The organism is Bacillota bacterium, assembly GCA_036504675.1.
In the GTDB taxonomy this organism is placed as follows: Bacteria; Bacillota; Sulfobacillia; order JAJYWN01; family JAJZPE01; genus DASXUT01.
The window spans coordinates 1-25,192 of the sequence record DASXUT010000197.1 but is presented as its reverse complement, the minus strand read 5'-3'; the positions used below and the strand labels follow the sequence as shown (position 1 = coordinate 25,192).

The following is a 25,192-nucleotide window of genomic DNA, read 5'->3' as shown; positions in this document are numbered from 1 at the left end:
CTCCCGTCCGATGCGGTTGGTCTGGCGGCCGAATGGGCAGACTGCCCCCTCTAGCCGCGAAACCCCTTCTGCATCAGGCACGGACTGGGCGCCATCTTCGCTCTTCCTCTCTCGTTCCCCTGCCTTTGGCCGGTGGCCGAGGCAGGATGGTCATCCGCTGGTATTCTATCCTGCATCGCGCCTGACTGTCAAGGCGAGCGAGGGCCGGCGAGCGAGGGCCGGCGGATTCCCCGGTGCCGGCCCAGTATCGCCGGTTATCAGCCCCTCAGGCTGGCCCCGAGTTCATCGGCCAGGCGCCTGATGATGGCTTGATGCGCCGCATTCACCTCGGCCTCGGTCAATGTCCGGTCCATCGCCTGGTAGATCAGGGAATAGGCCAGGCTGACGTGGCCTTCAGGGACCGGGGCGCCGGCGTAACGGTCGAACAGGCGCACCGCCCGCAGCAGCTCACCACCGGCTTCCCGGATGACCTCGTCGATCCGGCCGGCCGGGACGTCGTCCGCGACGATCAGGGCCAGATCTCGCTCGACCTGAGGGAACGGCGGCAGGGCCTGATAGGTGATGGGCCTTGGGAGGTCGATCAGCCGCTCGAAGGCCAGTTCGAGGACGAGCGGGCGGCCGGGCAGGTCATGGGCCTTGGCCACCTCCGGGTGGAGTTCCCCGAACCAGCCGAGGGGCCGACCGGCCCCCGCCCCACCTTCCCCGCCTTCCTCCGCAACGACCGCCGCCTGCCTGGCGGGGTGCAGGGCGGCCAGGTTCGACGGAGCCAGCCGCGGCGGGCGCAGCCCCAGCCCGGCGGCCAAGTTCTCGAGGACCCCTTTCAGGTAGAAGAAGTCGGCCTGGGCCGCCGGGCGGTCCCAGGTCTTTGGGGCGTATTCCCCGACGGCCCCGATGCAGAGCATCAGCGGCTCCTCAGGGAGCGCGGTCAGCGGCCACTGGTGGGCCCAGTAGACCCGGCCGATCTCGAAGAAACCGAGGTCGGTCTGGCGCCGGTTGACGTTGTAGGCCATCACCTCGAGCATCTTGGGAACCAGTGACTGCCGGAGGACGCTCTCCTCCTCGGTCATCGGGTTGGCGATGGGGATGCCGCCGGCAATCGTCGCCGCCTCTGTCCCTTCAAGGGTCGGCGCGGTCGGCCAGCGCGACTTGGCATGCTCGGTCGCGGCCTGGCGCGAATCGGTGAGGATCTCGTGTAGTCCGAGGGCGGCCAGGATCTGCCTGACCCGTCCGCGCCGTTCCTCGATCCGGCTCTGCCCGCCGCTGTTCATCGCCCCCCGCGGGAGGGTCGTCGCAATCTCGTCGTAACCGTGGAGTCTGGCGACTTCCTCGACAAGGTCGATCTCCTCGGCGATGTCCGGCCGCCGGGTGGGCACGGTGACCGTCATGTGCTTGCGGCCCTCGGCCACGCCGTTGGCCTCAAAGCCTAGCCGTCGTAGATAGCGGGCCATGTCGACGGCCGACAGCTTGGTCCCGAGGAGGGCGTTTACCCGTTCCTGACGCATCCGGATGGTCGTCGGCAAAGCCGGCTTGGCCCGCGTCTCGACCATCCCCGGGGCGACCAACCCGGCCTTGAGCTCCTCGATCAACTGGGCCGCCCGGTCGGCGGCCGGCACGTTGCCGTTGGGGTCGAGTCCCTTCTCGAACCGCGCCGAGGCCTCAGACCGCAGGCCAAGAGACCGCGACGTGCGGCGGATGTTGCGCCCGCTGAAGTGGGCCGACTCAAGGACGATGGCCCGGGTCTTCTCGGTGACCTCGGAGTTCAGGCCGCCCATCACGCCGGCCAGGCCGAGGACCTTCTCGGGGTCGGTGATAAGGAGCATCTCCGGGCTCAGCTCGCGCTCGACGCCATCGAGAGTGACCAGCTTGTCGCCGGGACGCCCGGTGCGGACGATGATCTTGTGGTCGGCCACGGTGTCGTAGTCGAAGGCGTGGAGGGGCTGCCCGTACTCGACCATGACGTAGTTGGTGACGTCGACGATGTTGTTGATCGGCCGGATGCCGGCCCGTTCGAGCCGCCGCTGCAGCCATTCGGGAGACGACCCGAGCTTGATGTCGGTGATCACCCTGGCCGCGTAGGCCGGGCAGAGTTCAGGGTCCTGAACCTCCACCTTGAGCAGATCGAAAGCCCGCTTCGGACCGGTCTCGTAAAGGAAGACTCGGGGCGGTTGGAGCGGTCGCTCGAGGATGGCCGCCGCTTCCCGGGCCACGCCGAGCATGCTCTGACAGTGTGAGGCGTAGTTGACGGTCAGGTCGAGCTCGAGGAGGCAGTCGTCAAGACCGAGGAGAGGCACGACGTCGAGGCCGAGCGGGGTATCCCCCTGAAGGATCAGGATGCCCTCGCCCTCCTCGTGCCCCTCCCCCTTGATCAACTCGGTCCAGGCGCAGAGCATGCCCTCCGAGGGCACGCCGCGATAGTCGACCCGGCTGATCTCCCTCCCGCCCGGCAGGCGCGAGCCGGGCACGGCCGCCGGAACGCGGTCACCGACCTTGAGGTTGAAAGCCCCGGTGACGATGGTCAGCGGGCGGCCGTTGGCCGCGGCCGTATCGACCGTGGCCACCTGGAGCCGATCGGCCTTCGGATGCGGGGAAAGGGACTTTATCTCGCCGACGACGACCCCGTGGACGCCCTGGTTGACCGGGTTCACCGCGTCCACCGTCACGCCGGCCATGGTCAACCGGCGGGCCATCTCCTGGGGTTCGATGTCGCCGATGGGGACGAGTTCCTTCAGCCATTGATAGGAAACGATCATCGGTGGCCCTCCCCTTAGAACTGACGCAGGAAGCGTACGTCGTCGGTATAGAGCAGACGCAGGTCGTCAAGGCCGTACTTGCGCATGGTCATCCGCTCGACCCCGAACCCGAAGGCGAAGCCGGAGACGGCTTCCGAATCGTAGCCGCCGGCCGCCAGCACGTGCGGGTGGACCATCCCCGAGCCGCCCAGCTCGATCCAACCGCTCCCCTTGCAGACCCGGCAGCCCTCGCCGTCGCAGACGGGACAGGAGGCGTCGGTCTCGCAACTCGGCTCCGTGAACGGGAAGTAGCTCGGGCGCAACCTGATCCGAACCGATTCGCCATAAAGCCTTCGGGCCATCATGGTCAGCGTGCCCTTCAGGTCGGCCATGGTGATCTCGTGGTCGACGACCAACCCTTCCAGCTGAGTGAAGACCGACCCGTGGGTCGGATCCACCTCGTCGCGTCGGTAGACCTTACCGATGGTGATGATCCGCACCGGCAGCCGTGGCGCCATCTTCTCCATCGTCCGCACCTGGACCGGCGAGGTCTGGGTGCGCAAGAGGATGTCCGGGGTGATGAAGAACGAATCCTGGGTGTCGCGGGCCGGATGATCCCTGGGGATGTTCAGGGCTTCGAAGTTGTAATAGTCGGTCTCCACCTCCGGTCCATCGACCAGAGTGAAGCCCATACTAATGAAGATCTCCTTGATCTCTTCGATGACCAGGGACATCGGGTGGATGGTGCCCCTCGGCAGCCAGGCCCCCGGGAGGGTGACGTCGACGCGTTCCCCGGCCAGCCGCCGATCGAGTTCGGCGGACTCGAGGCGGGCGGCCTTGTCGGCCAGCGCCGCCTCGATCTCATCACGAGTCGCGTTGGCCACTTGGCCGATGATCGGTCTTTCCTCCGGGGAGAGCCCTCCCATGCCGCGTAGGATGACCGTCAGCGCGCCCTTCTTGCCGAGGTACCTCACCCTGACCTCCTGGAGGTCGGCGGCCGTCCTCGTCTCGGTTGTCGCTTTCAGGGCTTCTTCCCTGAGTCCGTTGAGCTGCTCTCGCAATGTCCTTCGCCTCCGTCGTGCTTGAAAAACAAAAAGGACCCCGTCCCTAGGACGAAAGCCCACGCTTCCGCTGTACCACCTGGGTGGATACCATCAGATATCCCCTCCCGCTAACGAGGGAGCTTCGTCCGGACCTACCAAACGCCGCGAGTAACGGCCGCGGTGCCCTTCAGCCCGGAGGCTCGGGAGCGAACTTCGGTCGGACCGTTCCTGGGGGCGCTTGCAGTCCACTGACGCCCCCTCCCTTGAGGAGGGCCCCCGACCTACTCTTCTCCGTCTCCGCCGGTGTGATCCCTTTGATGCTCGGGCGACGGCGCGGGTTGCCCAGACGCCGCCACTTAAAGTCCGGGCCCGGTCTAGGCCGGGCCACGCTTCATTGCGTCGAGTACCTTCTGTAGAGCAGATATGCAGTGACAGAGCCGGTGGTCTCAAAGATTCTCCAGAACAACTGGGCCATCAAGACCATTGCCTCACTACCCTTCCGCTCTTATGCGGCCACGGCCCGATTATAACACAACGGTCTCCGGGCTGGCAAGTTTGGTTATGTCAAGCGGCGCTGCCTCAGGGCTTCGTAGAGGAAGATAGCCGCAGCTACAGCTGCATTTAGTGACTCGGTCGGGCCGGGCGTGGAAATGGTCCCTTTCCGGTCAACAAGGTCCAACCACTCTCCGGAGACCCCGGCCCCCTCCCCGCCGATCACGATGGCCGCGGGAACGCTGAAATTCAGGCGGGTCAAGGGCTCGCCGTCGTCGGCCACCGTGGCGACGATGGTCAGGCCCTCACGCCGCAAGACCTCGGCGATCGCCTGAGGGTCGGCCCCGATGGCCGGTCCCGCTCTGAAGGCCGCACCCATGCTCGCTCGGAGGGCCTTGGGCTGATACGGATCGGCCGTGCCCTTCCCGGCCACCACCCCGCTGACCGCACAGGCTTCGGCCGTTCGCAGAATGGTTCCGAGGTTGCCCGGGTCCTGCAGGCCATCGAGGACCAGGACCAGCGGAGGTCCACCAGGACCGGGCCGTCGAGCCAGGCGCGCGATGTCGTCGGCCTGGGCGCCGGCCGGTCGGCGGACGACGACCACGAGGCCCTGCGGAGAATCGGTCTCGGCCAGTTCGCCCAGGATACTCGCCGAGACCGTGATCAGCCTGGCCCCGGCTCGCTCCAGTCCGTTCAGCAGATCGGCCAACCGCCCTTTCGGGCCGACGTCCGCCGAGACCACCGCCGTCTCCACGGTCAGACCGGCCCGCAGGGCTTCCTCGACCAAGCGGACCCCTTCGACCAGGAATCGCTCGTCCTTGCCCCGGCCGTGTCTGGACTTGAGCTTGGTGATCTCTCTGATGAGCGGGTTGGCACGACTGGAGATGACCGTCGTCATGTCGATTGCCCCCCGGCGGAAAATCAGGCTGTGGGACGGATCCGTGGGACTCGGGCCCTGAACAAGAAAAGTTGTGCCGGCGGCACAACTTTTTCGTCCCTTGCGCTATCCTCAGGCCCCCAGGGCTTGCTTGGCCCGCTCGACCAGTTGCCCGAAGGCGCGGCCGTCGCGGACGGCCATGTCGGCCAGCATCTTCCGGTTGACCTGGACCCCCGCCTTCTTAAGTCCGTTGATCATCCGGCTGTAGGACATGCCATTGGACCGGGCGGCGGCGTTGATCCGGGCGATCCAGAGCTTCCGGAAATCGCCCTTCTTCTTCCGGCGATGGGCCAGGGCATACGACAGGGCGTGCATGACGGCCTCATTGGCGGGCCGGAAGAGCTTCGACTTAGTGCCCCTGAAACCGCGGGCGAGGCGGAGGATTTTCTTGTGGCGCCGGCGAGCGGTGACGCCCCTTTTCACTCTAGCCATGGACTACACCTCCTGGAACCTTGATCACCTGGGTCTTCTCAGCGATAGGGCAAGAGCTTAGCCACCCGTTTACGATCGGCCGAGCTGACCATGCCGTCCTGCCTGAGGCCGCGCTTCCGCTTCGCGCTCTTGACCTCGAGCTTGTGACTCTTGTAGGCCTTGGTCCGCTTGACCCGGCCCGAGGCGGTAAGCTTCATCCGCTTCGTGGCGCCCTTGTGGGTCTTCATCTTAGGCATTTCCCGACCTCCTGTCTTGGACACACGTCAGACCGCGGGCCTATCGGCCGGGCACGAACGCACCCGGCGGGCCCGGCGGCCCGGAACGAGGGGACGAGGCATCCCGCAAATCCCAGCTATTCGGCCTGTTGTTGGGCCTGCTTGGGGGTGAGGATCATGATTAGGTGGCGTCCCTCGAGATGCGGGTCGCGCTCGACGGCGCAGATGTCGCCGCAGTCCTCGACCATCCGCCGGAGCAGCGCCTGCCCGATGTCCGCATGAACGATCTCCCGGCCGCGGAACATGATGGTCGCCTTCACCTTATCCCCCTCGCGGAGGAACTTCTGCATGTTGCGCAGGCGGACCAGAAAATCATGCTCCTCAATGTTGGGCCGCATGCGGATCTCTTTCATCCCGGCGGTTTTCTGCTTCTTCTTGGTCTCGCGGTCGCGCTTAGCCATCTCGAACTTGTACTTGCCGTAGTCCATGACGCGGCAGACAGGCGGCTTAGCGTTGGGCGCCACCTCGACTAAATCCAGGTTTTGGTCGAAGGCCACGCGGATGGCCTCGCGGAGGGGCATCACGCCAAGCTTGTCGCCGTTGGCGTTGATGATCAGGACCTCACGAGCCCGGATTTCGTCATTGATCCTTAAGTCTTTGGGGATGTCCTTCACCTCCAGGATGGTTTCTTGCTCGTCCTTGGAACTCGAAAAGCGGGTCGGTGACGACCCGCTCTTTCTGCCTGCTGTTGACCCGGGGTGCCATCGGCACAGCCGGAACAGTGGTCCAACCCGATGAGCAGCCGGCCGGGCCGACGCTAGGGGGTGAGAAGCGGGAGCTTCTACTTTCGGACTGCTTATGCGCTTTTGCCGAACAACCCCAGTATAGCACGAAAGTTCGCCGCCAGACAAGATACCGTCTGAGCGACCACTTTCGCTCCGGTAACAACCATTGCCCCAATGGGTAGATAGCACCCCAAGGGGGCAGGCTGTGCTTCCATGGGACTACGACAAATCGGGTCGGTCGACCTGATCTGCCGCCGTCCGGTGAAAGCGGTCACAGGGGCCGGCGGTTAAGCCGGCCCCGGCCGGTTGGGTCGGGACTGGATTAGTAGTCCCGACGCCGCGGGCCGCGATCCTCGCGAGGCCGGGCCTCGTTGACGGTGATCGGCCGGCCGCCAAGCATGTAGCCGTTGAGAGCGTCGACGGCGGTCTGAGCCCCATCATCCTCGACCTCGACGAAACCGAACCCACGCGACCGTCCGGTCTCCCGGTCGGTGACGATCCGGGCTGAGATCACCCGGGCATGCTGAGAGAAAACCTGGCTCAAATCGTCGTCTGTGGCTGACCAGGGCAGGTTGCCCACGAACAGGGTCTTAGGCACTAGTCGAAACACTCCCTTTTCCTTCGTTTTCGCTCGGGGATTCCGACACGGGACGGTTCGGAGGCAACCGGCTCGAATCGCTACCCATGCTCCACAATTATAAGCCAAAATCCGGTAGATATCAACTGGTTTTGCCATGGCCCCTCAGTCGCAGGACGGCGACGGAGGAAGCGTAGAAAAGGACGACCGGCAAAAAGAAGTACAACCACCAGCCTAGCTGGTCTGATCTCAGGTAGAAAGTCTCCGACCGGACCAGCTCGAAGAGGGCGTAGACCCCAAATCCGTACAAGCCGGCGTACGAACGCCCGCCCCAGAAATGGCCCATGGCCGAGGTGGCGTAGGTCACGGCGACCAAGACGAGCAGGCCGATGAGGAAGTTCTTCGGCCAGTCGTAGCGGTTCATCAGGCCAACCGTGCCGGCCCAGATTAGGGCGCTGAAGGAAGCCGTGGCCGCCGTCTGGAAGGCCGCCGCCATCCTGGCCCGTTCGGCCTCGGCCTTGGATCCCCGGCTCCTCCCCCGCCCGGGTCCGGTCGGGGCGCCGCCGCGGCCGCGGGTTCCCCCGCGGCGCGGCGACCTTGATTCCCTCGGGCCCTTGCGGCCCAAGACCCGCTCAGGCTTTGGCGTCAATCTCTCGCTTCGCCTTCTGCTGGAAGTCTTCGACTTTCATCGGGCCGAGGTCGCCGGCCGCGCGGTCCCGGACGGCGACCGTCCCCGACTCGACCTCCTTGTCCCCCACCACCAGCATGTAGGGGACCTTCTCGACCTGGGCCTGGCGGATCTTGTAGTTGACTTTCTCATTGCGGGAGTCGACCTCGGCCCTGACCCCGGCCGACCGGAGGCGTTCGGCCACCTGTGCCGCGTACTCGTGGTGACGGTCGGTGATCGGGAGGAGCCTCACCTGGACCGGCGACAGCCAGAGTGGGAAGGCCCCGGCGTAGTGTTCGATCAGGCCGCCGACGAAGCGTTCCATGGAGCCGAGAACGGTTCGGTGGATCATCACCGGGCGGTGCATCGCCCCGTCCTCCCCGACGTAGCTCATGTCGAACCGCTCGGGCAGGTTGAAGTCGCACTGGATGGTCGGACCCTGCCACCCGCGGCCAAGAGCGTCCTTGACCTTGATGTCGATGGCCGGGCCGTAGAACTTGGCCTCGCCCTCATCGACGTCATAAGGGATGCCGAGGGTCGTCAGGGCGCCGACCAAAGCCCCTTCGGCGGCCTGCCAGACCTCCTCGGAGCCGGCGTACTTCTCTTTGTTGTTCGGGTCGCGGACCGAAAGCTTGACGTCATAGTCCTTGTACCCGAAGGATTTCATCATGAACCGGGCCAGGTCGATGACCTCCATGATCTCCGCCTCGAGTTGGTCAGGGCGGCAGAAGATGTGGGCGTCGTCCTGGGTGAAGCCGCGCACCCGGAGCAACCCATGGAGGACCCCGGAGCGCTCATAGCGGTAGACCGTGCCCAACTCGGCCCAGCGCAAGGGCAAATCACGATAGCTCCGCATGGCCGCCTTGTACATCAGGATGTGGAAGGGGCAGTTCATCGGCTTGAGGAGGTACTCGACCTCGTCGATGGGCATCGGTGAGTACATGTTCTCGCGGTACCAACCCCAATGGCCGCTGGTCTTCCAGAGGTCGACCTTGGCGATGTGGGGCGAATAAACGATGTCGTAGCCGCGCTTGCGATGCTCTTCGCGCCAGAAGTTCTCGACCAGTTCGCGGATGTGACCGCCCTTGGGGTGCCAGAAGATCAGCCCCGGGCCGGCGTCCTCATGGATCGAGAAGATGTCCAGTTCCTTGCCCAACCGGCGGTGGTCCCGGCGCTTGGCCTCCTCAAGCTTGTGGAGGTGCTCATCGAGGTCCTTCTGGGACTCAAAGGCCGTGCCGTAGATCCGCTGAAGCATCCGGTTGTGCTCGTCCCCGCGCCAATAGGCCCCGGCCGCGCTGAGGAGCTTGAGCGCCTTGATCCGCCCGGTCGAAGCCAGGTGCGGGCCGGCGCAGAGGTCCAGGAAGCCGTCTTGCCGGTAGAGGCTGATCGTCTCGCCCTCGGGCAGTTCCTCGGCCAGCTCGATCTTGTAGGGCTCGCCGCGCTGCTTGAACTCGGAGACGGCTTCCCCGCGGCTGACTTCGGAACGTTCGAGGGCCAGATTCTCTTGGATGATCTTCTTCATCTCGGCCTCGATCCGCTCGATGTCCTCGGGCGTAAACGGCTTCTCGACGTCGAAGTCGTAGTAGAAACCATCCTCGATGGCCGGCCCGATGGTCAGTTTGGCCTCGGGAAAGAGCCTCTTGACCGCTTGGGCGAGGACGTGGGCGGCCGTGTGCCGGTAGACCGCCTGACCCTCGGGCGAGTCAAAGGTGACCAACTCGACCAGGGCGTCTCGGTTGAGCGGCCGCGAAAGGTCGACCAGCCGGCCGTCGACCTTGGCGGCGAGGGCGCTCTTGGCCAGCTTCTGGCTCAGCGAAGCGGCGATCTCGGCCGGTTTGACCCCTTTCGGGAATTCTCTTTGGGACCCGTCGGGAAGGGTGACCTTGATCTGCTCCATTGCCTATCACTCCTTTGGTCCGACGCTTCCGGGGCTGGGGCTGAGGATACAAAAAACCCTCGCCCCGGAACAGGGGCGAGGGGTCGGTTCCCCGCGGTTCCACCCTGATTGGCGGTCCGGCCGTCTGAGCCCCGGCCGGGTCCACCCACTCAATCGACCAGTAACGCCGGCCGGCGCCCGGCTTGGCCGCTCCCACCCTGAAGTGGGGGACTTCTCGCCGGGGGTTCCGGGGTGGTCTTCAGGTCGCCCCGCCCTCGAGGGGCTCACACCCCGGGCCGCTCCTTGCGCCCCGGGCCCCCCGTCTCTGAAAGGCCATCGGCCACCGTACTCTCCCCGTCATCACCGAAAACATTGAGAGACAACCAACATTATCTGAAATTGTACCCTGGAGAGCACGAAGTTGTCAAGCTTTCCGGGGTCCGTCCAGAGTCGGACGGTCACCTCGAGACCAGCGGCCAGATCAACACGGCCTGACCCAGACCGACGACCAGCCCGAATAACACCCCGAGGGCTTGGACCCAGCGGAGTTGCGGACCGGCAAGGCCCTTGACCAACTCCTCGAGGTCGTTCGGGCTGAGGGCCATGACCCGGTCCTCGACCAGCTTCCCCAGGCCGAGGCCGCCTTCGACCCGGCTGGCCAGACGATCGAGATAGAGTCCGAGGAGGCTGCCCAGCTCCCGCTGAGCGACCCGCCGGACCAGGGCGGCCACCGCGGTCGCCGCAAAGGCTGGGATGATCCCCGGAACCAGCGCCCGGACCCGGGTCTCGAGGGCCGCGGCCAGGGAGCCGACAAGCTCGCCCCGGAGGACTGGGTCGACCAGCTTGGCGTAGAGATCCGGCCTGGAGAGGACCCGCTCCTCGACCAGCCGGCCGAGGGCCTTGGCGGCCTCCTCTTGGTGCCCCGGGATGAGGCCCTGGATCCTCCAGCCGAGGATGGGGAGACGCACGGGGCGGGCCGGCCAGAAGAGGGACTTGACGGCAATGAAGGCGGCGAAGCCGCCCAGAAGGGCCCCGAGGATAGGGAGGGCCAGGAGTTCGGCCGGCTGAAGGGGCGTCATTCGATCTTCAGCGGGACCTCGATCATCGTCCCCTTCTCCTGAACCCGCACCAGTAGCCGGCGGTCATCGTCGGAGATGGCCAGGCCCAGCGGCTTGGCGCCGGCGGGCAGGAGGCCCAGGTCATACCGACGGTTATGCCCCAGGTCCCACCGGCCGACGCCGACTCGTCCACGGACGTCGGTCAGGTAGAAGAGGTCCCAACCGTGCCTCGACGAGGCGACTCCGGGCGCGGCCAGCCCGTCGCGCCGGCCGAGGTGGCGCCAATGGATGTCGTACACCAGCAACGAGGTGACCCGGCCGACCTTGGTCACCCAGACGTGGTTGCCGCGCATGGTCAACCCGGCGTCCTGGACCCCTCGGGCGCTCGGGCCGCGCCGGACGGCTCCGGTGACGATGTCCCAGACGGCCAGGCAGTCGTGATCGATCCCGAGGATCTCGGTTCCGCACCCGCCGATGATGGCCGTCGTGAACCGTGGGCCGGGCAGGAGGCGGAAGCCTTGAGGAAAGGCACTGAAGGACCAATCCCCCGTGCCGGCCCGGGTGAACAGCCCGTCCCCACTGTAGAGGACGACCTCGCCGGTGGCCGTCCAACCGCCACCCCGCACCTTGCCGCCGGCCTCCCCCGGGAGGTCGTCGAAATCCAAGGACCGGGCCGTCGGGTTGTAGAGGCAGAGCAGCTGTCGGTTGTCCCGGAAGATGATGTAGGCCAGCAGGTTCTGGTCGAGGGACCACCCGATGAGGCCATCCACCCGGGACTTGGCGACGACGAACGGATGGCCGTCGCGAACCAGGGCCAGGGACTCGCGGTCGGCCCCCGGTTCGAGGAAGGCCACGGCGGTCGCTTTGTGACGGGAACTGTGGAGGGTCTCGGTGATCACGCCGTCCAGGCCGGTGATCTCGACGACCTCGGCCCCGGTCATTCCCCCGCTTCCCCGACCCAAACCGGCGGCGAGGGCCGGGCCGCCGGCGATCGAACACACGAGCAACGCTGACGCCAGCAAGGCCAGGCCCCGGCCAAGTAATGGGCCGGCGGTGGCGGCCCGTCCCGGCGCAGCTCGTTTCATTCAATCGTTCCTCCATCCGGGGGATCGTCGCCCCATATAGCATGCCCATCAGAGGCCGACCCCGGAAAAAGCACGCCGCCACGGCGAGCGGCGGCGCGCTAAGGGTCGGGGCCTCTCCAGGCTTGGCAAATCCCGTCAGGGTTGGTGGGTCTTTCCCTTCAACTGGACCGGTTTGAGCTGACTCTCGTTCTGGCACATCCGGCATCCGTAGCAGAACTTGGCCCGCTCCCCGAAGACATTTCGGATAGTCTCCAGGGTCTCATCGTTCTCCTCCATCTTCCGGGTGTGGACCGTCAGCGTCCTCGGAGCGATGGTGATCAGGGCGCTGACCAACAGATCGTCATAGTTGACCTCGGTCTCGATCATCTCGACCACGAACTCCTCGAGGTATTCGTTGTTGATCACGTTCTGCTGTGAATCGACGAGCTTGAAGGTCCCGTCCGGGTTGATGAAGACGTGGACCATCTCCAGCTTGGGCTCCTGGGCGTCGACGAAGTACTTGAGCAGGCGAATGAATTCGCGGTACTCCCGCTCGAGGAGGAAGTCATCGACCGCTTGGTCGACCGCCTCTTCCAACTCCGATAGGTAGTCCTGGAGGCGGAAGGTGACGAATCCTTCGACCACCAGTTCCGTGTTCTGCTTGAGGTATTCGAGGAGCCGCTCGAGGACCCGTCCCTTGCGGTTGATCTTGTAGAGGACCTCGTCCTCCTTGCCCCCGTGGCGGCCGGACAGACCGCGTTTGGCGTAATCGTAGACGGCGTCCTGTTCCTGCTCGCTGAAGTAGTAGTAACCGGTCTTGATCATCTTGCGAAGGAGGTTCCGCTCCCAGTCATTGATGATCACGTCGGACAGGGCATTGGCCACATAGTGCTGGAACGATTCCACCGCTTCGGTCTGGCCGAGTCTCCGGTGGGCATCCAGGCGACAGCCCAGGAGATGAAGGTTGCCGCGCTCCGACTCGTGGATGGAGACGCTCAAGCCCTCTTCCTCGAGAAAGCGGAATTCCGACGAAAGGCGGTTGCGGATGGGTAGGATGTCTTCAGAAGTTCCGATGGCAAGCACTTCCACTGGTCGATCGCGCTCCCTTCCGTTGCTTTATTATATGTTCGGCCCAAAAGGCATATACGGTCGCCGTCTGGGCGCCCTTTCCAGTTAGCGGCCGGCAAACAGCCCCGGATAGCTTGGTCGGAGCTTGGCCGATGCGGTCTTGAGGCCGGGCGGTTCTGGTAATCGCTGGATGGACGAAGTCTCTTTGAACGGACCGCCTTGGTCGGCGGCCGGTGGAAGTTGAAGGGAACAATGTCGCCGGCCTGACAAAGCAGCCGACCTCTGGAATCGGAGAAAGGCCGTCACGTTCCGGCCTAAGACGACGAAGGAGCCTGGGGGCGACCCCCAGGCTCCGGGCTCCAGCGGTGACGTCGGCGGCGAATCGGTGCCCCGCCGCGGACGCTTTGGCGGCCGCGGCTCCGCCTCTCAGTAAGACGTGAGTTGGTCCAGCAGCCCCCGCCGCTTGGCCAGGCTCTCGGCGCCGAAGAAGGCCAGGAAAGAAAGGACGGCGCAGACGGCCGTGCTGACGAGAAGCCAGGTCATGACATCGCCGTTCGACATGGCCGCCAGGGCCTTGTTCGAACCGTGCCCGAACAGGCCGCGCTTGATCGCTTCGTTCCAATAGGTGAAAGGGATCCACCGGGCGATCGCCTGACCCCATCGGGGCAGGACGTCGATGGGGAACAGGAACCCGCAAACCAGGTAGAACGCGCCGGAGACAACTTCCGAGGCCATCTCGGCCTGCCTGGCCGTGATCATCATCGCTCCGGCCAAGGCCAGCCCGAGTCCGGTCGCGGCGGCGATGCCCAGGAGGAAGGCGCCCAGGAAGTAGGCCCAGTCCACCGTCGCCGGCGTGAGCTGGAGGCCGAGGAAGAGCTTGCCCGCAGCCAGCAGGATCACCACCGACAGCGTGGCCACCAGGAACTTGGCCACCGCCCGTCCCAGCAGGTACCAGTACAGGTGGACGGTCCCGATGTAGACGTACTTGATCATCTCGTAGTGCTCGCGATCCTCATGGATGACCCAGGACATCCCGTAGATGATCGCCCCCAGGTAGGTGTAAAAGGCGTTGCCCGTGTACATCTGGGCGAAGAAGTCGGTCCGGGTACTCGTCCTGGTGCCCACGAGATACATGACGACGACGATGAGCGCCCCGGCCATCGGCTTGATCAGGGTGTAAATGCTGAAGGTGAAGAGGTCGGTCCAGTTCGAATCGATCTGCCAACCCAGCCAGGTGGCCGGGGCGAAGGCCCGCCAAGCGTCCCGGGCCGAGCGGACATAGCGGCCCATTGGCTTGCCCGCCGGCCGGCCTGACTGACGGTCGGGCCTGCCCGCCGCCTCCCCTCGCTCTACTGCCATTTCAGGGTCAACCTCCCCTGCCGTTTGGCCAAGTCCTCCAGCCACTTCAGGGCCGCCCAGGCGCCGACCAGGGTCAGCAGGCCGATGACCGTCAGCCCGAGCACCTCCCACCTGACCGGCAGGAAGCCGATGGACGGGTCACCGAAGGATAATTGCCGGAGGGCGTCCATGCCCAGGGTCAGCGGGATCAGGCAAGAAGCCGCGGCTACCCAAAAGCCGAGGGCCTTGACCGGAAAGTTGACCCCGGACAACAGGTAGACCGGCTCCTGAAAGAGGTTCGAGAGGTTCCAGGCGTTGCGCCCGTATACCAGGTACAGCGACGCGGCGGCCATCCCGAGCCCATAGAGGCTGACCAGGGTGAGCAGGAAGACCCCGACGACCCCGGCCCAGTCGGCCACCTGGAAGCGGACCCCGAAGATGAGGCTACCCATGGTCACTGTCACCGCCGCCCGGACCGTGGTCTGGAAGATGCCGCCGAAGGACATCCCGAAGAGGATGGCCATGGGTGAGATCGGCGCCAGCATGTACAGCTCGAGGTGTCCGATCTCGCGCTCCCAGTAGAACTGGGCGGCCATCGACCAGAGGACGTTGAGCCAGTACGCCGTCATCAGGGCGCCGAGGATGACAAACCCGTCATAGGCCCGGGGCGCCCCCATCGATCGGTAGAGATACACGTAGGCGGCGATGCTGAAGAGGGGCAGGAAAATGTCCAGCAGCACCCAGGACAGCTCCCGGTTGACTCCGATCACTCGGACGTAGGCCCGTCCCCAGGCGGCCTTGTAGTTGTTCCTCAGCCCCTCGCGAAACGTGGCCGCCGACTTGGCCCGATCAGGCCTGCCCGTTTTCGTTTCCGTTCCCGTTGCCGTTAGATTCATCGAGTTTCCTCCCCACCATCGACAAGAAGACGTCTTCGAGGGTGACTTCCTTCTTCCGAAACGACAGGACCTTGGCCCCAAGGGTGGCGACGTGTCCGAGGACGGTCTGGATGGCCCCGTCGTCCTCGATGATCACGGTCACCTCGGCCTTGCCCTGGGCCGAATCGGCCTTGAGGGCGGCCCGGCGCACGCCGGGCAGGGCGGTCAGAGCCTCGGCCCGGACGCCCTCCTCCCCCGTCCCCAGCTCCAACTCGATCAGGGCATCCTGACCGAGAGTCCGCTTGAGGTTGGCGGGTGAATCGCAGGCCAGCACGCGGCCGTGGTCGATGATGGCCACGCGGTCGCACATCTCGTCGGCCTCGGCCATGTAGTGGGTGGTCAGAAGGACCGTTCGCCCTTCGCGCTCCCTGACCCAGTCCTTGACGAACCGCCGGATGGTTCGGGAGACACCTACGTCAAGTCCCAGCGTGGGCTCGTCGAGGAAGAGGACCTGCGGGTCACTGATGAACCCGCGGATGAAGTTCATCTTCTGGCGCATGCCCGTCGACAGCTTGCTCATCCTGGTCCCGGCCTCGTCCGCGAGTCCGACGACGTCCATCAGCCAGTCGATCCGGCGCAGGGCCTCACGGGAATCCAGTCCGTAGAACTGGGAGAACATCCATAGTGTCTCGCGCACGGTGAGGACCCCGAAGCCCGAGTGTTCCCCACCGGAGACCATGTTGATCACCTTCTTGACCTCGCCGGGCCGCTTCCTGACGTCGTACCCGCAGACCCAGGCCTGCCCGCAGGTGGGATACATCAGGGTGGCCAGGATCTTGATGAGGGTCGTCTTGCCGGCCCCATTGGGGCCGAGGAGGCCGAAGGTCTCTCCCGGAGGCACCTGCAGGGTCACCCCGTCCAGGGCGACGAACTCCCCGGTCCCCCGCTTCGCCTCGCCATTCCCCCCATTGGCCTTGCGTTTCTTGTCTCGACTTGAGTCGCGGAATGTCCTCCGCAGGTCTTCCGTCTCGATGGCCCAGCCATCCAAGGTCTCTCTCCCCCTTCTCCTCGCCTAACGACGACGCGCTCCGTACAAAACAAGAACCCCACGAGTCCCGCGACCCGTGGGGTTCGTTCTCCGATGGCGTCTTGCGGCCTCAAGGCCGGCTGATGACGCGCAATGGAAGCGACCCGGGTTCACGCGAACCGATGAAACGAACATGGCTATCCTGAAGCGACACCCCGGTACCGGTGCCAAGGCCTTTGCGGATGATGATGCCGATGGCGAGTTCGATGCGTCCGTTCAGACGGCCCACTTGGGTCACCTCCCTTGACGGCGGATTGATTGCGATGGTCCCGCGGACCACCTAAAGTCTACCATGGGCCCCCGGCGCCAGTCAATAGGCCTATCCCGTCTTCGGCCTATCCCGTCTTCGGCCTATCCCGTCTTCGGCCCCTTGAGTTTCCTGACCACGGTCGACTGATTGACCCCGAGGGCCTTGGCCGCCCGACGAAATTCTGCATCTCGCGGACGTTTCCCGGCCAGTCATGGCTGCACAGGAAGGCCAGGGAGTCGCTCCGGGGCTCCGCGTTTTCCGGGCCGACGCCTACCGGCCCGGCTCTCTCCCCCACTCCACGCTCCGCTTCGGCCGTTCATCGACGGTCAGGGTGAAGACGTCCGGCCGGGCGTAGTGACCGACGACGTCGAAGTCGAAGCGGCTGGCGGCGATGACGTCCAGATCCAGGCGGGCTCGGATGATCTCCTCACGGTCATAGACCGGACCGGCAACATAGCGCCCCTGGGGGTCGACGATGGCGCTCCCACCCCGGCACATGACCTCGGGGCAGGCCGCCAGATCGGCCTGGCCGGCCAGGTCGTTGGGGTACATGGATTTGGTCACGAACTGGTTACAGCCCAGGACGAAGCAGCGACCCTCGAGGGCGATGTGACGGATGGTCGCCTGCCAGGTCTCCCTGGCGTCGGCCGTCGGCGCGAGGTACAGCCCGATCCCCTTGGCGTACATGGCCATCCGGGCCAGGGGCATGTAGTTCTCCCAGCAGATGAGGCCGCCCATCCGGCCGTAAGGGGTGTCGACGGCGGTCAGGGTGCTGCCGTCGCCCTCGCCCCAGATGAGCCGCTCGGAGGCGGTCGGCTTGAGCTTGCGGTGCTTGCCGAGGAGGCGGCCGTCCGGCCCGAAGTAGAGGATGGTGCAATAGAGGGTGCCGCCCGGGGCCGCCGGTCCGCCCTCCCCCGCCGCCCGCTCGATCACCCCCATGGCCACGTAGGCCTCAGCCTGGCGAGCCGCCTCACCGATGGTCTCAGTGGTCTCCCCGGGCACCGGCACCGCATTCTGCCAGTAGCGTAGCCAGTCGGCGCGGCCTCCTTCGGTGCGGTTGCCGACGGTCGCCCCGAAGGTCAAACCGCGTGGGTAGGCCGGAATGAAGGCCTCCGGAAAGACGATCACCCTGGCCCCGCTCGCGGCGGCCCGGGCGATCAAGTCCACGGCCTTCTCGGTGGTCGCCTTGCGGTCCATGATCACCGGGGCCGCTTGGACGACGGCGACCTCGACCCCGTTCGCTGCGTCTCCCATGTTGTGCACCCCCATCATCGCTCATGGGACGCTGTGAGACTTCGCGACCGAGGTCGGAAACCCTTCGCGCGACGGAGCGACCGGCGGCGGCTCAGGAAAGGGGACATCGAGGACTTCGTACTCGGACCACTCAGAGTCGTCGTAATGCCACCACTCTTTGGCGTAGGGGAGGAAACCGGCTTTCCGCATCGCCCCCTCGAGGATATCGAGGTTGCGACGGGCTTCGGGGTCCATCGGCGAGCCTCGGTCGGCCCGCGACCCGAACGTGTCAAACGGGGTCGGCATCCGCACTCGCGGCCCCGGCCGTCGACCAGGGTGCAATCGACCGCCGCTCCCCGGTTGTGCCGCGAGCCGGCCCTGGGGTCGGCCACGTAGGCGGGGTCAGGGAGTGTCCGCCACATCGTCCACTGCACCGAAAGAGGCCGATAGGCATCCCAGACTTTCAGACCGCAATCCTTGCCCTGCAGGATTCGTTGGGCCTGAGCCAGCTTTTCCGCTGTGCCGCGGCGGAGAAGGGCAATTTGCCTTGGGTATACCGCTTTGCCCATGAAGTTGTCCGGAGTGGCATAGGGCATCTCGATGACCACCCCGGGAATCAGGGCCGTCACATCGACGAGGTCGCTCTTGGTCGGCTCCGCCTGGCCGACCGGTTGCAGAAGCGGCCCGCCCTTGATCGGGCTCCTGATGGCAGCCGGGCCGCCGGCCGCCATGGCCAGGATGGCCAGGACCAGCGCCATGGCGCCCATCCTGAACCAGCCGTGGCGCCGAGCACCGCTACGCGCTTCTATCTCCTCGAGGCCTCCCTTGAGCCCTCAGTGGGCTCCTATAGCATCCCCCGCCGAGGCCGACGGGTGGACAGGACGAAGGGTCGAAGCAGGCCTCGTGCCCACAAAAAAGGCAGGCCCGGATTGATCTTCCGGGACCTGCCCATCTTCATGGCCAGCTTTGGACCGGCGGCAAGAAGCCTACTTCTTAGTCATCGAGTCCCACAACCTGACCAACTCCATCGGCACGGGAAAGACGATGGTGCTGTTCTTCTCGGTGGCGATCTCGGTCAGAACCTGTAGCCGCCGCAGCTCGACGGCCACCGGCACGGTGGCCAGGACGCTGGCCGCCTCGGTCAGCTTTTGCGAGGCCTGCAACTCGCCCTCGGCGGCGATGACCTTGGCCCGCCGTTCCCGCTCGGCCTCGGCCTGCTTGGCCATGGCCCGCTTCATCGTGTCCGGCAGCTCCACGCTCTTGACCTCGACCATCGACACCTTGATGCCCCACTGATCGGTGGCCTTGTCGAGCTGGTCCTGGAGGATGTTGTTCAGATCGGCCCGCTTGGTCAGCATGTCGTCCAGCTCGTGCTGGCCGAGGACGGCCCGGAGGGTCGTCTGGCCGAGGAGGGTCGTGCTCTGGACATGGTTGGCCACCTTGGTAACAGACAGGACTGGATCAAAGACGTTGAAGTAAATGACCGCATCGACCATCACCGGGACATTGTCCTTGGTGATGATCTCCTGGCGCGGCACGTCGATGGTGAAGGTCCGCATGTCCACCGCGACCAGCCGGTCGATGCCGAACGGGACGATGAAGTTGAGCCCCGGCTTCAGACTCTTGGCGACCCGTCCGAAGCGGAAGATCACGCCCTCCTGGAACTGGTTGATGATCCTGGCCATGCTGACGATGATGGCGATGACGACGATGGGAATAGCCAAATAGGCCATTGCCGATGTCCCCTTTCCCGGATCGCCGGTCCTGCCTGCCGCCGACGAGCCATTCCCATTATAACGCCGTCGGCGAGAATGCCGAGTGCTTTTTGCGGGTTCCCGAGGGCGAATCCTTCCAGGAGGAACCGCGCCCGCCCCAGCGAAGTGCATCCCTACCGCGATATGACTCTCGCTTATCAGTCGGGCCGGATTTTGAGCGGGGGACGCAGGTCATGATGGAGCCGGTTCAGTCGAAGGCTTTCAGCCGAGCCGGTCTAATCGTTTTGCTGGCCCTTTTGGGGGTTCGATTCACCTTGGCCGCCGCTCTGGCCGCGCTCGATCCGGCGACGATGGCCCAAGCCAACCGACTGTTCTTCGTCGTCACCTACGTAGTAACGGCCGGTTTGATCTGGCTCGAACGGCGCCGGCTACCCGATTTCCACCTGGACGGGTTGGGCCTGCTGCTGTTCCTCTTGGCCCCGGCCGTCGGGCTCTTTGCCTGGAAGACCGGCCTGCCCGGGGTGGAGACGGGACCGCCGGTAGGTCTGGTCAACCTGGGTATGGCGGGGCTATTGGTGATCACCTTACTGGTCGGCGGGTTCAGGCCCCCACGCCCGGCGCCGCGAGTCTTCGGCTGGCTGATCATCGGCGCTTTGGCCGGATTCGGCCTGGGCCTTTTACAGGGCGCCATGGCCTGGTCCATGGGGCTCCATGGGAGGGTGGCTTTGATCCCCTTGGCGGTCGTCGCCCGACTCTCCGACGAACTGGCCTCGGCGGTCGTTAGCGAGGAGCCCGTCTTCAGAGGCTTCCTGTGGGGGTATCTGAGAAAGGCCGGCTTAAGCGACTTCCAGACCCTGCTGGTCCAGGCGGCGCTCTTCTGGGTGGCCCACTTCTTTCAAGCCTCCAAGGGCTTTGGCGTCGGTTTCTTCCTCTTGATCCCGGTGGGAAGCCTGGTTTTTGGCTTCCTGGCCTGGCGCGCCCGCTCAATCTCAGCAAGCATGGCCGCCCACAGCGTAGTCAACGCCATTGGCCGGCTCGGGGGGCTTTAGGCAAGTTCCGAAATTGCCACCCAATGGCGAAAGCAGGCTCGAGACGACCTCGGGCCTGCTTTTCGGGTCTCTTAGGGCGGGTGAGCGATGGCCATGGGCCCGTGGGCCGCAGGGGACCCGCAGGCCGGCGCGGCCCGGACCTCCCTAGACCGCCTTACGTTCCGCGGCCCCGGCGAACTGGCTGTTGTACAAGTCGGCGTAGAAGCCGCCCTTGGCCAGCAGCTCGTGGTGGGTACCCTGCTCGATGACCCGGCCGTTGTTCATCACCAGGATGAGACCGGCGTCCCGGACGGTCGAGAGGCGGTGGGCGATGACGAAGCTGGTCCGCCCATTCATCAGCTCGCGCATCCCCTTTTGGATGAGGACCTCAGTCCGGGTATCGACGTTGGAGGTCGCCTCGTCGAGGATGAGGATGGTCGGGTCGGCCAGGATCGCCCGGGCGATCGTCAGAAGCTGCTTCTGCCCCTGCGAGATGTTGGAGGCCTCTTCGTTCAGGACGGTCTCGTAGCCATCGGGCAGGCTGCGGATGAACCGATCGGCCCGGGCCGCCTTGGCCGCCCGGACGATCTCGGCTTCGGTCGCTCCTTCGCGTCCGTAGGCGATGTTGTCGCGGATGGTGCCGTTGAAGAGCCAGGTGTCCTGGAGGACCATGCCGGTCATCCGGCGCAGGTCGCCGCGCTTCAGGCCCCGGATGTCGGCGCCGTCGATGGTGATCCGGCCGCCGTCGACCTCGTAGAACCGCATCAGGAGGTTGACCAGCGTGGTCTTACCGGCCCCGGTCGGGCCGACGATGGCGATGCTCTCTCCCGGCTTGACCTCCAGGTTCATGTCCTCGATCAGGGGGGCGCCTTCCTGGTAGCCGAACTTGACGTGTTCGAATTTGACGTCGCCCTGGGGTGACTTGATCACCCTGGCCGGGGACTGATCAGGGACCTGCTCGTTCTCGTCGAGGACCTCGAAGACGCGCTCGGCCGCGGCGATGGTCGACTGGATGACGTTGACGATGTTGGCCGTCTGGACGATCGGCTGGCTGAACTGTCGCGCGTACTGCATGAAGGCCTGGACGTCGCCGATCGCGATGGTCCGCTTGGTGATCATGATCCCGCCGACGACCGAGACGAAGACGTAGCCGACATTGCTGATGAAGTTCATCAGCGGGAAGATCACGCCGGAAACAAACTGGGCCCGCCAGGCCGCGTCGTAAAGGCGGTCGTTGATCGCGCCGAACACGGCGATGGACTGCTTCTCGTGCCCGAAGGCCTTGACGATCGTGTGGCCGGTGTACATCTCTTCGACGTGGCCGTTGAGCTCGCCCAGGGCTTTCTGCTGGTCGGCGAAATTCTTCTGCGACTTCTTGGCGACGGTCATCGTGATGAAGAACGACAACGGCAGGGTGACCACGGCGATGAGGGTCAGCAGGGGGCTGATGGTCAGCATCATGATCAGGACGCCGACAATCGTGACCGCGGACGTGATCAACTGGGTGACACTCTGCTGCAGAGTGGAACTGACCATGTCGATGTCGTTGGTCACCCGGCTGAGGATCTCACCGTGGGTCCGCGAGTCGAAGTATTTCAGGGGCAGCCGGGACAGCTTGGCTTCCACGTCCCGGCGCATATCGTAGACCGTCCCCTGGGCCACGCCGGCCATGATGTACTGCTGGATGTAGGAAAAGACGGCGCTAACCACGTAGAGCCCGACCAGGAGCAGGATGATCCGCCCGATGTAGAGGTAGTCGACCCTGGCCCCCGGCACCCGCGTCAGCTTGGCGACGATGCCTTCGAACAGCTTGGTCGTGGCCTTGCCGAGGATCTTCGGGCCGACGATGCTGAAGACCGTACTCAGGATGGCCGTGCCGAAAATGACCACCAGTTGCGAGGCATGCGGTTTGAGGTAGGACACCAGGCGACGGAGGGTACCCCGGACATCCCTGGCTTTGGCGACGGGCATGCCCATCCCCATCGGTCCATGACCGCCCCCCATCGGGCCCCGGCCGAAGGGCCCGCCGCCGGCGGGTCCCCCGCCCCGCCCCGGCCCCATGCCGGAACCTTGTGCTCCGGGCACTCTCTGTTCGTCGGTCATGCCAGTTCCTCCTCGGACAACTGCGACGAGACAATCTCTCGATAGACCGCGCAGGTCTTCAGCAAGTCCTTGTGCCGCCCGATGCCGGTGATCTCCCCGTCCTCGAGGACCACGATCTGGTCGGCGTCCATCACCGTACTGACCCGTTGGGTGACGATGAGGACGGTGGCGTCGGCCGTCTCCTTGCGAAGGGCGGCCCTCAGCTTGGCATCGGTCCTGAAGTCGAGGGCTGAGAAGCTGTCGTCAAAGACGTAGACCTCGGGGCGGCGGATCAGCGCGCGGGCGATGGACAAGCGCTGCTTCTGCCCGCCCGACACGTTGGTTCCGCCCTGGGCGATCTCCGAGTCAAAACCTTCCTTCATCCCGGTGATGAACTCGGTCGCCTGGGCGGTCTCGGCCGCCCGCCTGACTTCCTCGTCGGCGGCCGTCTCCTTGCCGTAACGGATGTTGTCGGCGATGCTCCCGGTGAAGAGGACCGCTCGCTGCGGCACGAACCCGATCTTGGCCCGCAGCTCTTCCTGGGTCATCTCCCGAACATCGATCCCGTCGACCAGGACCTGGCCGCTGTCGACGTCGTAGAACCGAGGGATGAGGCTGATCAGGGTGGACTTGCCCGACCCCGTGCCGCCGATGACCGCCGTGACCTGGCCGGGCCCGGCGCTGAACGAGATGTGGCTGATGGCCGGTTGTTCCGCCCCGGGGTAGCTGAAGGTGACGTCCTGGAACTGGACATAGCCGTGCTTGCCAGCCGGCGGCTTGGGGTCGGCCGGGTCATTGATTTCGGGGGCCGTCTGGAGGACTTCGTTGACCCGGACGGCCGAGGCCTCGGCCCGCGGGATCATCACGAACATCATCGACACCATCACCAGGGAGAACATGATCTGCATGGCATACTGGATGAAGGCCATCATGTCGCCAAGCTGCATGTGACCGCTGTCGATGCGGATGCCCCCGAACCAGACGATGGCCACCGACGTGAGGTTCATTACCAGCATCAGGACGGGAAAGAGGACGGCGATGATCCGGTTGACCCGGATGGCCGTGTCGGTCAGGTCGCGGTTGGCCTCTTCGAACCGCCGCTTCTCGAAATCCACTCGGTCGAAGGCTCGGACGACCCGGATGCCGGTGAGCCCCTCGCGGAGCACCCGGTTAAGCTTGTCGAGCTTGGTCTGCATCAGGGTGAACAGTGGGATGGCCCGCGAAGCCAGGAAGAAGATGACCCCGGCGAGGAAGGGGACGGCCACCACGAGGATGAGCGACAGGGCCGCGTCCTTGGAGACGGCCATGATCGTCCCGCCGATGGCCATCATCGGGGCCATCACCATCATCCTGAGGATCATCACCATGACCATCTGGATCTGGGTGATGTCGTTGGTCGTCCGGGTGATCATGGTGGCCGTGCCGATCTTATCGAACTCGTGCAGGGAGAAGCTCTCCGCCCGGGCGAAGACGCGGCCGCGCAAGATGCGGCCGAACCCGGCCGCCACCCGAGCCGAGAGGTAGCTCACGGCGATGGCGGCGACCCCGCCGCCGGCCGCGACCAGCAACATCCGCCCACCGACGCGCCAGATGTAAGCGGTGTCGCCCTTCATGACCCCGGTATTGATGATGTCCGACATCAGGGTCGGCAGCGACAGGTCGGCCAGGGACTGGAGGAGGACCAATCCCAGAATCGCGCCCACGGCCAGGGAGAACGGTCTCAGGAACCTAGACAGCTTGATCACGGATTCCCACGCTCCAGTCGACTAGTCTTTCGATCCTCGGTTGGCCTTCTCCAGCGCGGTCAGTAAGATCCGCAGCCCGCGGACCACTTGCTCCATCTGCCCTTGGGGGATCTCCCGGACCACCCCCGCCCAGGCCTCCCTGGCCCGCTCCTCCATCTCGGAGAGGTTCTCGGCGGCCGCCCGCGTGACGTGGATCCGCACCAGGCGTTGGTCGGTCGGGTCCGCCCGCTTCTCGACGTAGCCCTGCTGAACCAGTTGCTCCATCATCTTCGAGACGTGGCTCTTGGCGGTGCCCGCCCGCTTGGCCAACTCACCGACGGTCAGGCCCGGCTCCTGGCTGATGTGCCGGAGCATGAACATTGCCCCGGGATGCAGCTCACAGCCCTGAAAGGCCTGCCGAAAGCGGTCGTGGATGGCTCGATTAACCGACCGCAAGAGCTCGCCGATCTCTCCCAGTGACTCAGACATCTTGCTTCACCTCGTTCACTAGAGAACGTTCTGCATAGAACTAAATATAACGCAGCAGCCGAACTTTGGCAAGACGAAAAACCGGCCTGAACCGGCTTTTTTCTTCGGTCGGGCCGGGCATCGTTCGTTGGGTCCTGGGTCCAGGCCGGCCACCTCCTCTGGTTCATGCTCGGGTTCGCCGTGGCGGGGCCGCTCAACTGGAAGCTCTGGATCGACGTCGGCATCCTCTGGGTGGGTCTGGTCTGTCTGATCACCGTCCAGCACTGGTGGCCGGCGGCGCTGATGCTGGTCTACCAAGCCGGCGGGTTCTTCACCAACCGGGCCGTGGTCGCCTCGATGGAGACCCCCAGCGAGCTTCAGCGGGCGGCGGTCGCCCATGTCGTCCTGAGGTTCCTGGCTCATCACGCCACCGGAAGAGCCGGCCCCAA

At 65.2% G+C, this 25,192-nt stretch carries 25 protein-coding genes; 2 read left to right on the top strand and 23 right to left on the bottom strand.

What is annotated here, in order from left to right:
* Positions 1 to 257: 257 nt before the first annotated feature.
* The 20 genes from pheT to VGL40_15750 all read right to left on the bottom strand — a co-directional run bounded on the left by pheT (position 258) and on the right by VGL40_15750 (position 19,459).
* Positions 258 to 2,750, bottom strand: coding sequence for a phenylalanine--tRNA ligase subunit beta (pheT, locus tag VGL40_15845; GenBank protein HEY3316737.1), 2,493 nt, complete (start codon positions 2,748 to 2,750; stop codon positions 258 to 260).
* Positions 2,751 to 2,764: 14 nt separating this feature from the next.
* Positions 2,765 to 3,790: a phenylalanine--tRNA ligase subunit alpha gene (pheS, locus tag VGL40_15840; protein HEY3316736.1), complete on the bottom strand. Its 1,026-nt coding sequence runs from the start codon at positions 3,788 to 3,790 to the stop codon at positions 2,765 to 2,767.
* Between the two features lie 373 nt (positions 3,791 to 4,163).
* Positions 4,164 to 4,247 carry a YqzL family protein gene (locus tag VGL40_15835; protein ID HEY3316735.1) on the bottom strand — a complete coding sequence of 28 codons (84 nt, stop codon included), beginning with the start codon at positions 4,245 to 4,247 and terminating at the stop codon, positions 4,164 to 4,166.
* Positions 4,248 to 4,331: 84 nt separating this feature from the next.
* Positions 4,332 to 5,162 (bottom strand): RNA methyltransferase, encoded by an 831-nt coding sequence (locus tag VGL40_15830; GenBank protein HEY3316734.1) that lies wholly within the window; start codon positions 5,160 to 5,162, stop codon positions 4,332 to 4,334.
* A gap of 111 nt (positions 5,163 to 5,273) precedes the next feature.
* Complete coding sequence (gene rplT, locus VGL40_15825; protein ID HEY3316733.1) at positions 5,274 to 5,633, bottom strand: 50S ribosomal protein L20; 360 nt, start codon at positions 5,631 to 5,633, stop codon at positions 5,274 to 5,276.
* Between the two features lie 38 nt (positions 5,634 to 5,671).
* Complete coding sequence (gene rpmI, locus VGL40_15820; protein HEY3316732.1) at positions 5,672 to 5,869, bottom strand: 50S ribosomal protein L35; 198 nt, start codon at positions 5,867 to 5,869, stop codon at positions 5,672 to 5,674.
* Between the two features lie 116 nt (positions 5,870 to 5,985).
* Positions 5,986 to 6,513, bottom strand: coding sequence for a translation initiation factor IF-3 (infC, locus tag VGL40_15815; protein HEY3316731.1), 528 nt, complete (start codon positions 6,511 to 6,513; stop codon positions 5,986 to 5,988).
* A 442-nt stretch (positions 6,514 to 6,955) separates the two neighbouring features.
* Complete coding sequence (locus VGL40_15810) at positions 6,956 to 7,231, bottom strand: RNA-binding protein (GenBank protein ID HEY3316730.1); 276 nt, start codon at positions 7,229 to 7,231, stop codon at positions 6,956 to 6,958.
* A gap of 121 nt (positions 7,232 to 7,352) precedes the next feature.
* Positions 7,353 to 7,859 carry a hypothetical protein gene (locus VGL40_15805; protein HEY3316729.1) on the bottom strand — a complete coding sequence of 169 codons (507 nt, stop codon included), beginning with the start codon at positions 7,857 to 7,859 and terminating at the stop codon, positions 7,353 to 7,355.
* Complete coding sequence (thrS, locus tag VGL40_15800) at positions 7,843 to 9,774, bottom strand: threonine--tRNA ligase (protein HEY3316728.1); 1,932 nt, start codon at positions 9,772 to 9,774, stop codon at positions 7,843 to 7,845. The genes VGL40_15805 and thrS overlap by 17 nt, the downstream gene beginning before the upstream one ends.
* Before the next feature lie 437 nt (positions 9,775 to 10,211).
* Positions 10,212 to 10,832, bottom strand: coding sequence for a DUF445 family protein (locus tag VGL40_15795; GenBank protein HEY3316727.1), 621 nt, complete (start codon positions 10,830 to 10,832; stop codon positions 10,212 to 10,214).
* Entirely contained in the window at positions 10,829 to 11,896 is a 1,068-nt protein-coding gene (locus VGL40_15790) for a hypothetical protein (protein HEY3316726.1), read from the bottom strand. The genes VGL40_15795 and VGL40_15790 overlap by 4 nt, the downstream gene beginning before the upstream one ends.
* Before the next feature lie 135 nt (positions 11,897 to 12,031).
* Positions 12,032 to 12,964, bottom strand: coding sequence for a putative sporulation protein YtxC (ytxC, locus tag VGL40_15785; GenBank protein HEY3316725.1), 933 nt, complete (start codon positions 12,962 to 12,964; stop codon positions 12,032 to 12,034).
* Between the two features lie 405 nt (positions 12,965 to 13,369).
* On the bottom strand, positions 13,370 to 14,233 hold the full coding sequence (locus VGL40_15780) for an ABC transporter permease (protein ID HEY3316724.1): 864 nt from the start codon (positions 14,231 to 14,233) through the stop codon (positions 13,370 to 13,372).
* A gap of 59 nt (positions 14,234 to 14,292) precedes the next feature.
* Positions 14,293 to 15,177, bottom strand: a complete 885-nt coding sequence (locus tag VGL40_15775) for an ABC transporter permease (GenBank protein HEY3316723.1) — start codon at positions 15,175 to 15,177, stop codon at positions 14,293 to 14,295.
* A complete protein-coding gene (locus VGL40_15770) occupies positions 15,131 to 16,204 on the bottom strand; it encodes an ABC transporter ATP-binding protein (GenBank protein ID HEY3316722.1) in 1,074 nt (357 codons plus the stop codon). The genes VGL40_15775 and VGL40_15770 overlap by 47 nt, the downstream gene beginning before the upstream one ends.
* Positions 16,205 to 16,313: 109 nt before the next feature.
* On the bottom strand, positions 16,314 to 16,472 hold the full coding sequence (locus VGL40_15765; protein HEY3316721.1) for a hypothetical protein: 159 nt from the start codon (positions 16,470 to 16,472) through the stop codon (positions 16,314 to 16,316).
* Between the two features lie 291 nt (positions 16,473 to 16,763).
* Entirely contained in the window at positions 16,764 to 17,747 is a 984-nt protein-coding gene (locus tag VGL40_15760) for a carbon-nitrogen hydrolase family protein (GenBank protein HEY3316720.1), read from the bottom strand.
* A gap of 21 nt (positions 17,748 to 17,768) precedes the next feature.
* A complete protein-coding gene (locus tag VGL40_15755; protein ID HEY3316719.1) occupies positions 17,769 to 17,981 on the bottom strand; it encodes a M15 family metallopeptidase in 213 nt (70 codons plus the stop codon).
* Positions 17,982 to 18,712: 731 nt separating this feature from the next.
* The gene (locus tag VGL40_15750) at positions 18,713 to 19,459 is read right to left on the bottom strand and encodes a slipin family protein (GenBank protein HEY3316718.1); all 747 of its coding nucleotides are present in this window, start codon (positions 19,457 to 19,459) and stop codon (positions 18,713 to 18,715) included.
* A gap of 215 nt (positions 19,460 to 19,674) precedes the next feature.
* Here VGL40_15750 and VGL40_15745 point away from each other — a divergent pair, with 215 nt between their 5' ends.
* The gene (locus VGL40_15745) at positions 19,675 to 20,490 is read left to right on the top strand and encodes a CPBP family intramembrane glutamic endopeptidase (GenBank protein ID HEY3316717.1); all 816 of its coding nucleotides are present in this window, start codon (positions 19,675 to 19,677) and stop codon (positions 20,488 to 20,490) included.
* Positions 20,491 to 20,634: 144 nt separating this feature from the next.
* Here the strand turns inward: VGL40_15745 and VGL40_15740 are convergent, their stop codons facing one another.
* The 3 genes from VGL40_15740 to VGL40_15730 are packed head-to-tail and all read right to left on the bottom strand — an operon-like array spanning position 20,635 to position 24,764.
* Positions 20,635 to 22,530 carry an ABC transporter ATP-binding protein gene (locus VGL40_15740; protein HEY3316716.1) on the bottom strand — a complete coding sequence of 632 codons (1,896 nt, stop codon included), beginning with the start codon at positions 22,528 to 22,530 and terminating at the stop codon, positions 20,635 to 20,637.
* A gap of 38 nt (positions 22,531 to 22,568) precedes the next feature.
* A complete protein-coding gene (locus tag VGL40_15735) occupies positions 22,569 to 24,296 on the bottom strand; it encodes an ABC transporter ATP-binding protein (protein HEY3316715.1) in 1,728 nt (575 codons plus the stop codon).
* A gap of 21 nt (positions 24,297 to 24,317) precedes the next feature.
* Positions 24,318 to 24,764: a MarR family transcriptional regulator gene (locus VGL40_15730; GenBank protein ID HEY3316714.1), complete on the bottom strand. Its 447-nt coding sequence runs from the start codon at positions 24,762 to 24,764 to the stop codon at positions 24,318 to 24,320.
* A 165-nt stretch (positions 24,765 to 24,929) separates the two neighbouring features.
* On the opposite strand from VGL40_15730, the gene VGL40_15725 reads away from it, so the two are divergent.
* Positions 24,930 to 25,192: hypothetical protein (locus tag VGL40_15725; protein HEY3316713.1), on the top strand; the 263-nt coding region annotated here is incomplete at its 3' end.

Excerpts from the sequence above, each read along its gene's own strand:
- pheT (HEY3316737.1), bottom strand. The coding sequence starts at position 2,750 with ATGATCGTTTCCTATCAATGGCTGAAGGAACTCGTCCCCATCGGCGAC.
- VGL40_15835 (HEY3316735.1), bottom strand. The coding sequence starts at position 4,247 with ATGGCCCAGTTGTTCTGGAGAATCTTTGAGACCACCGGCTCTGTCACT.
- VGL40_15830 (HEY3316734.1), bottom strand. The coding sequence starts at position 5,162 with ATGACGACGGTCATCTCCAGTCGTGCCAACCCGCTCATCAGAGAGATC.
- rplT (HEY3316733.1), bottom strand. The coding sequence starts at position 5,633 with ATGGCTAGAGTGAAAAGGGGCGTCACCGCTCGCCGGCGCCACAAGAAA.
- rpmI (HEY3316732.1), bottom strand. The coding sequence starts at position 5,869 with ATGCCTAAGATGAAGACCCACAAGGGCGCCACGAAGCGGATGAAGCTT.
- thrS (HEY3316728.1), bottom strand. The coding sequence starts at position 9,774 with ATGGAGCAGATCAAGGTCACCCTTCCCGACGGGTCCCAAAGAGAATTC.
- VGL40_15795 (HEY3316727.1), bottom strand. The coding sequence starts at position 10,832 with ATGACGCCCCTTCAGCCGGCCGAACTCCTGGCCCTCCCTATCCTCGGG.
- VGL40_15790 (HEY3316726.1), bottom strand. The coding sequence starts at position 11,896 with ATGAAACGAGCTGCGCCGGGACGGGCCGCCACCGCCGGCCCATTACTT.
- VGL40_15780 (HEY3316724.1), bottom strand. The coding sequence starts at position 14,233 with ATGGGCCGCTATGTCCGCTCGGCCCGGGACGCTTGGCGGGCCTTCGCC.
- VGL40_15775 (HEY3316723.1), bottom strand. The coding sequence starts at position 15,177 with ATGAATCTAACGGCAACGGGAACGGAAACGAAAACGGGCAGGCCTGAT.
- VGL40_15760 (HEY3316720.1), bottom strand. The coding sequence starts at position 17,747 with ATGGGAGACGCAGCGAACGGGGTCGAGGTCGCCGTCGTCCAAGCGGCC.
- VGL40_15755 (HEY3316719.1), bottom strand. The coding sequence starts at position 17,981 with ATGGACCCCGAAGCCCGTCGCAACCTCGATATCCTCGAGGGGGCGATG.
- VGL40_15750 (HEY3316718.1), bottom strand. The coding sequence starts at position 19,459 with ATGGCCTATTTGGCTATTCCCATCGTCGTCATCGCCATCATCGTCAGC.
- VGL40_15745 (HEY3316717.1), top strand. The coding sequence starts at position 19,675 with ATGATGGAGCCGGTTCAGTCGAAGGCTTTCAGCCGAGCCGGTCTAATC.
- VGL40_15740 (HEY3316716.1), bottom strand. The coding sequence starts at position 22,530 with ATGGGGCCGGGGCGGGGCGGGGGACCCGCCGGCGGCGGGCCCTTCGGC.
- VGL40_15730 (HEY3316714.1), bottom strand. The coding sequence starts at position 24,764 with ATGTCTGAGTCACTGGGAGAGATCGGCGAGCTCTTGCGGTCGGTTAAT.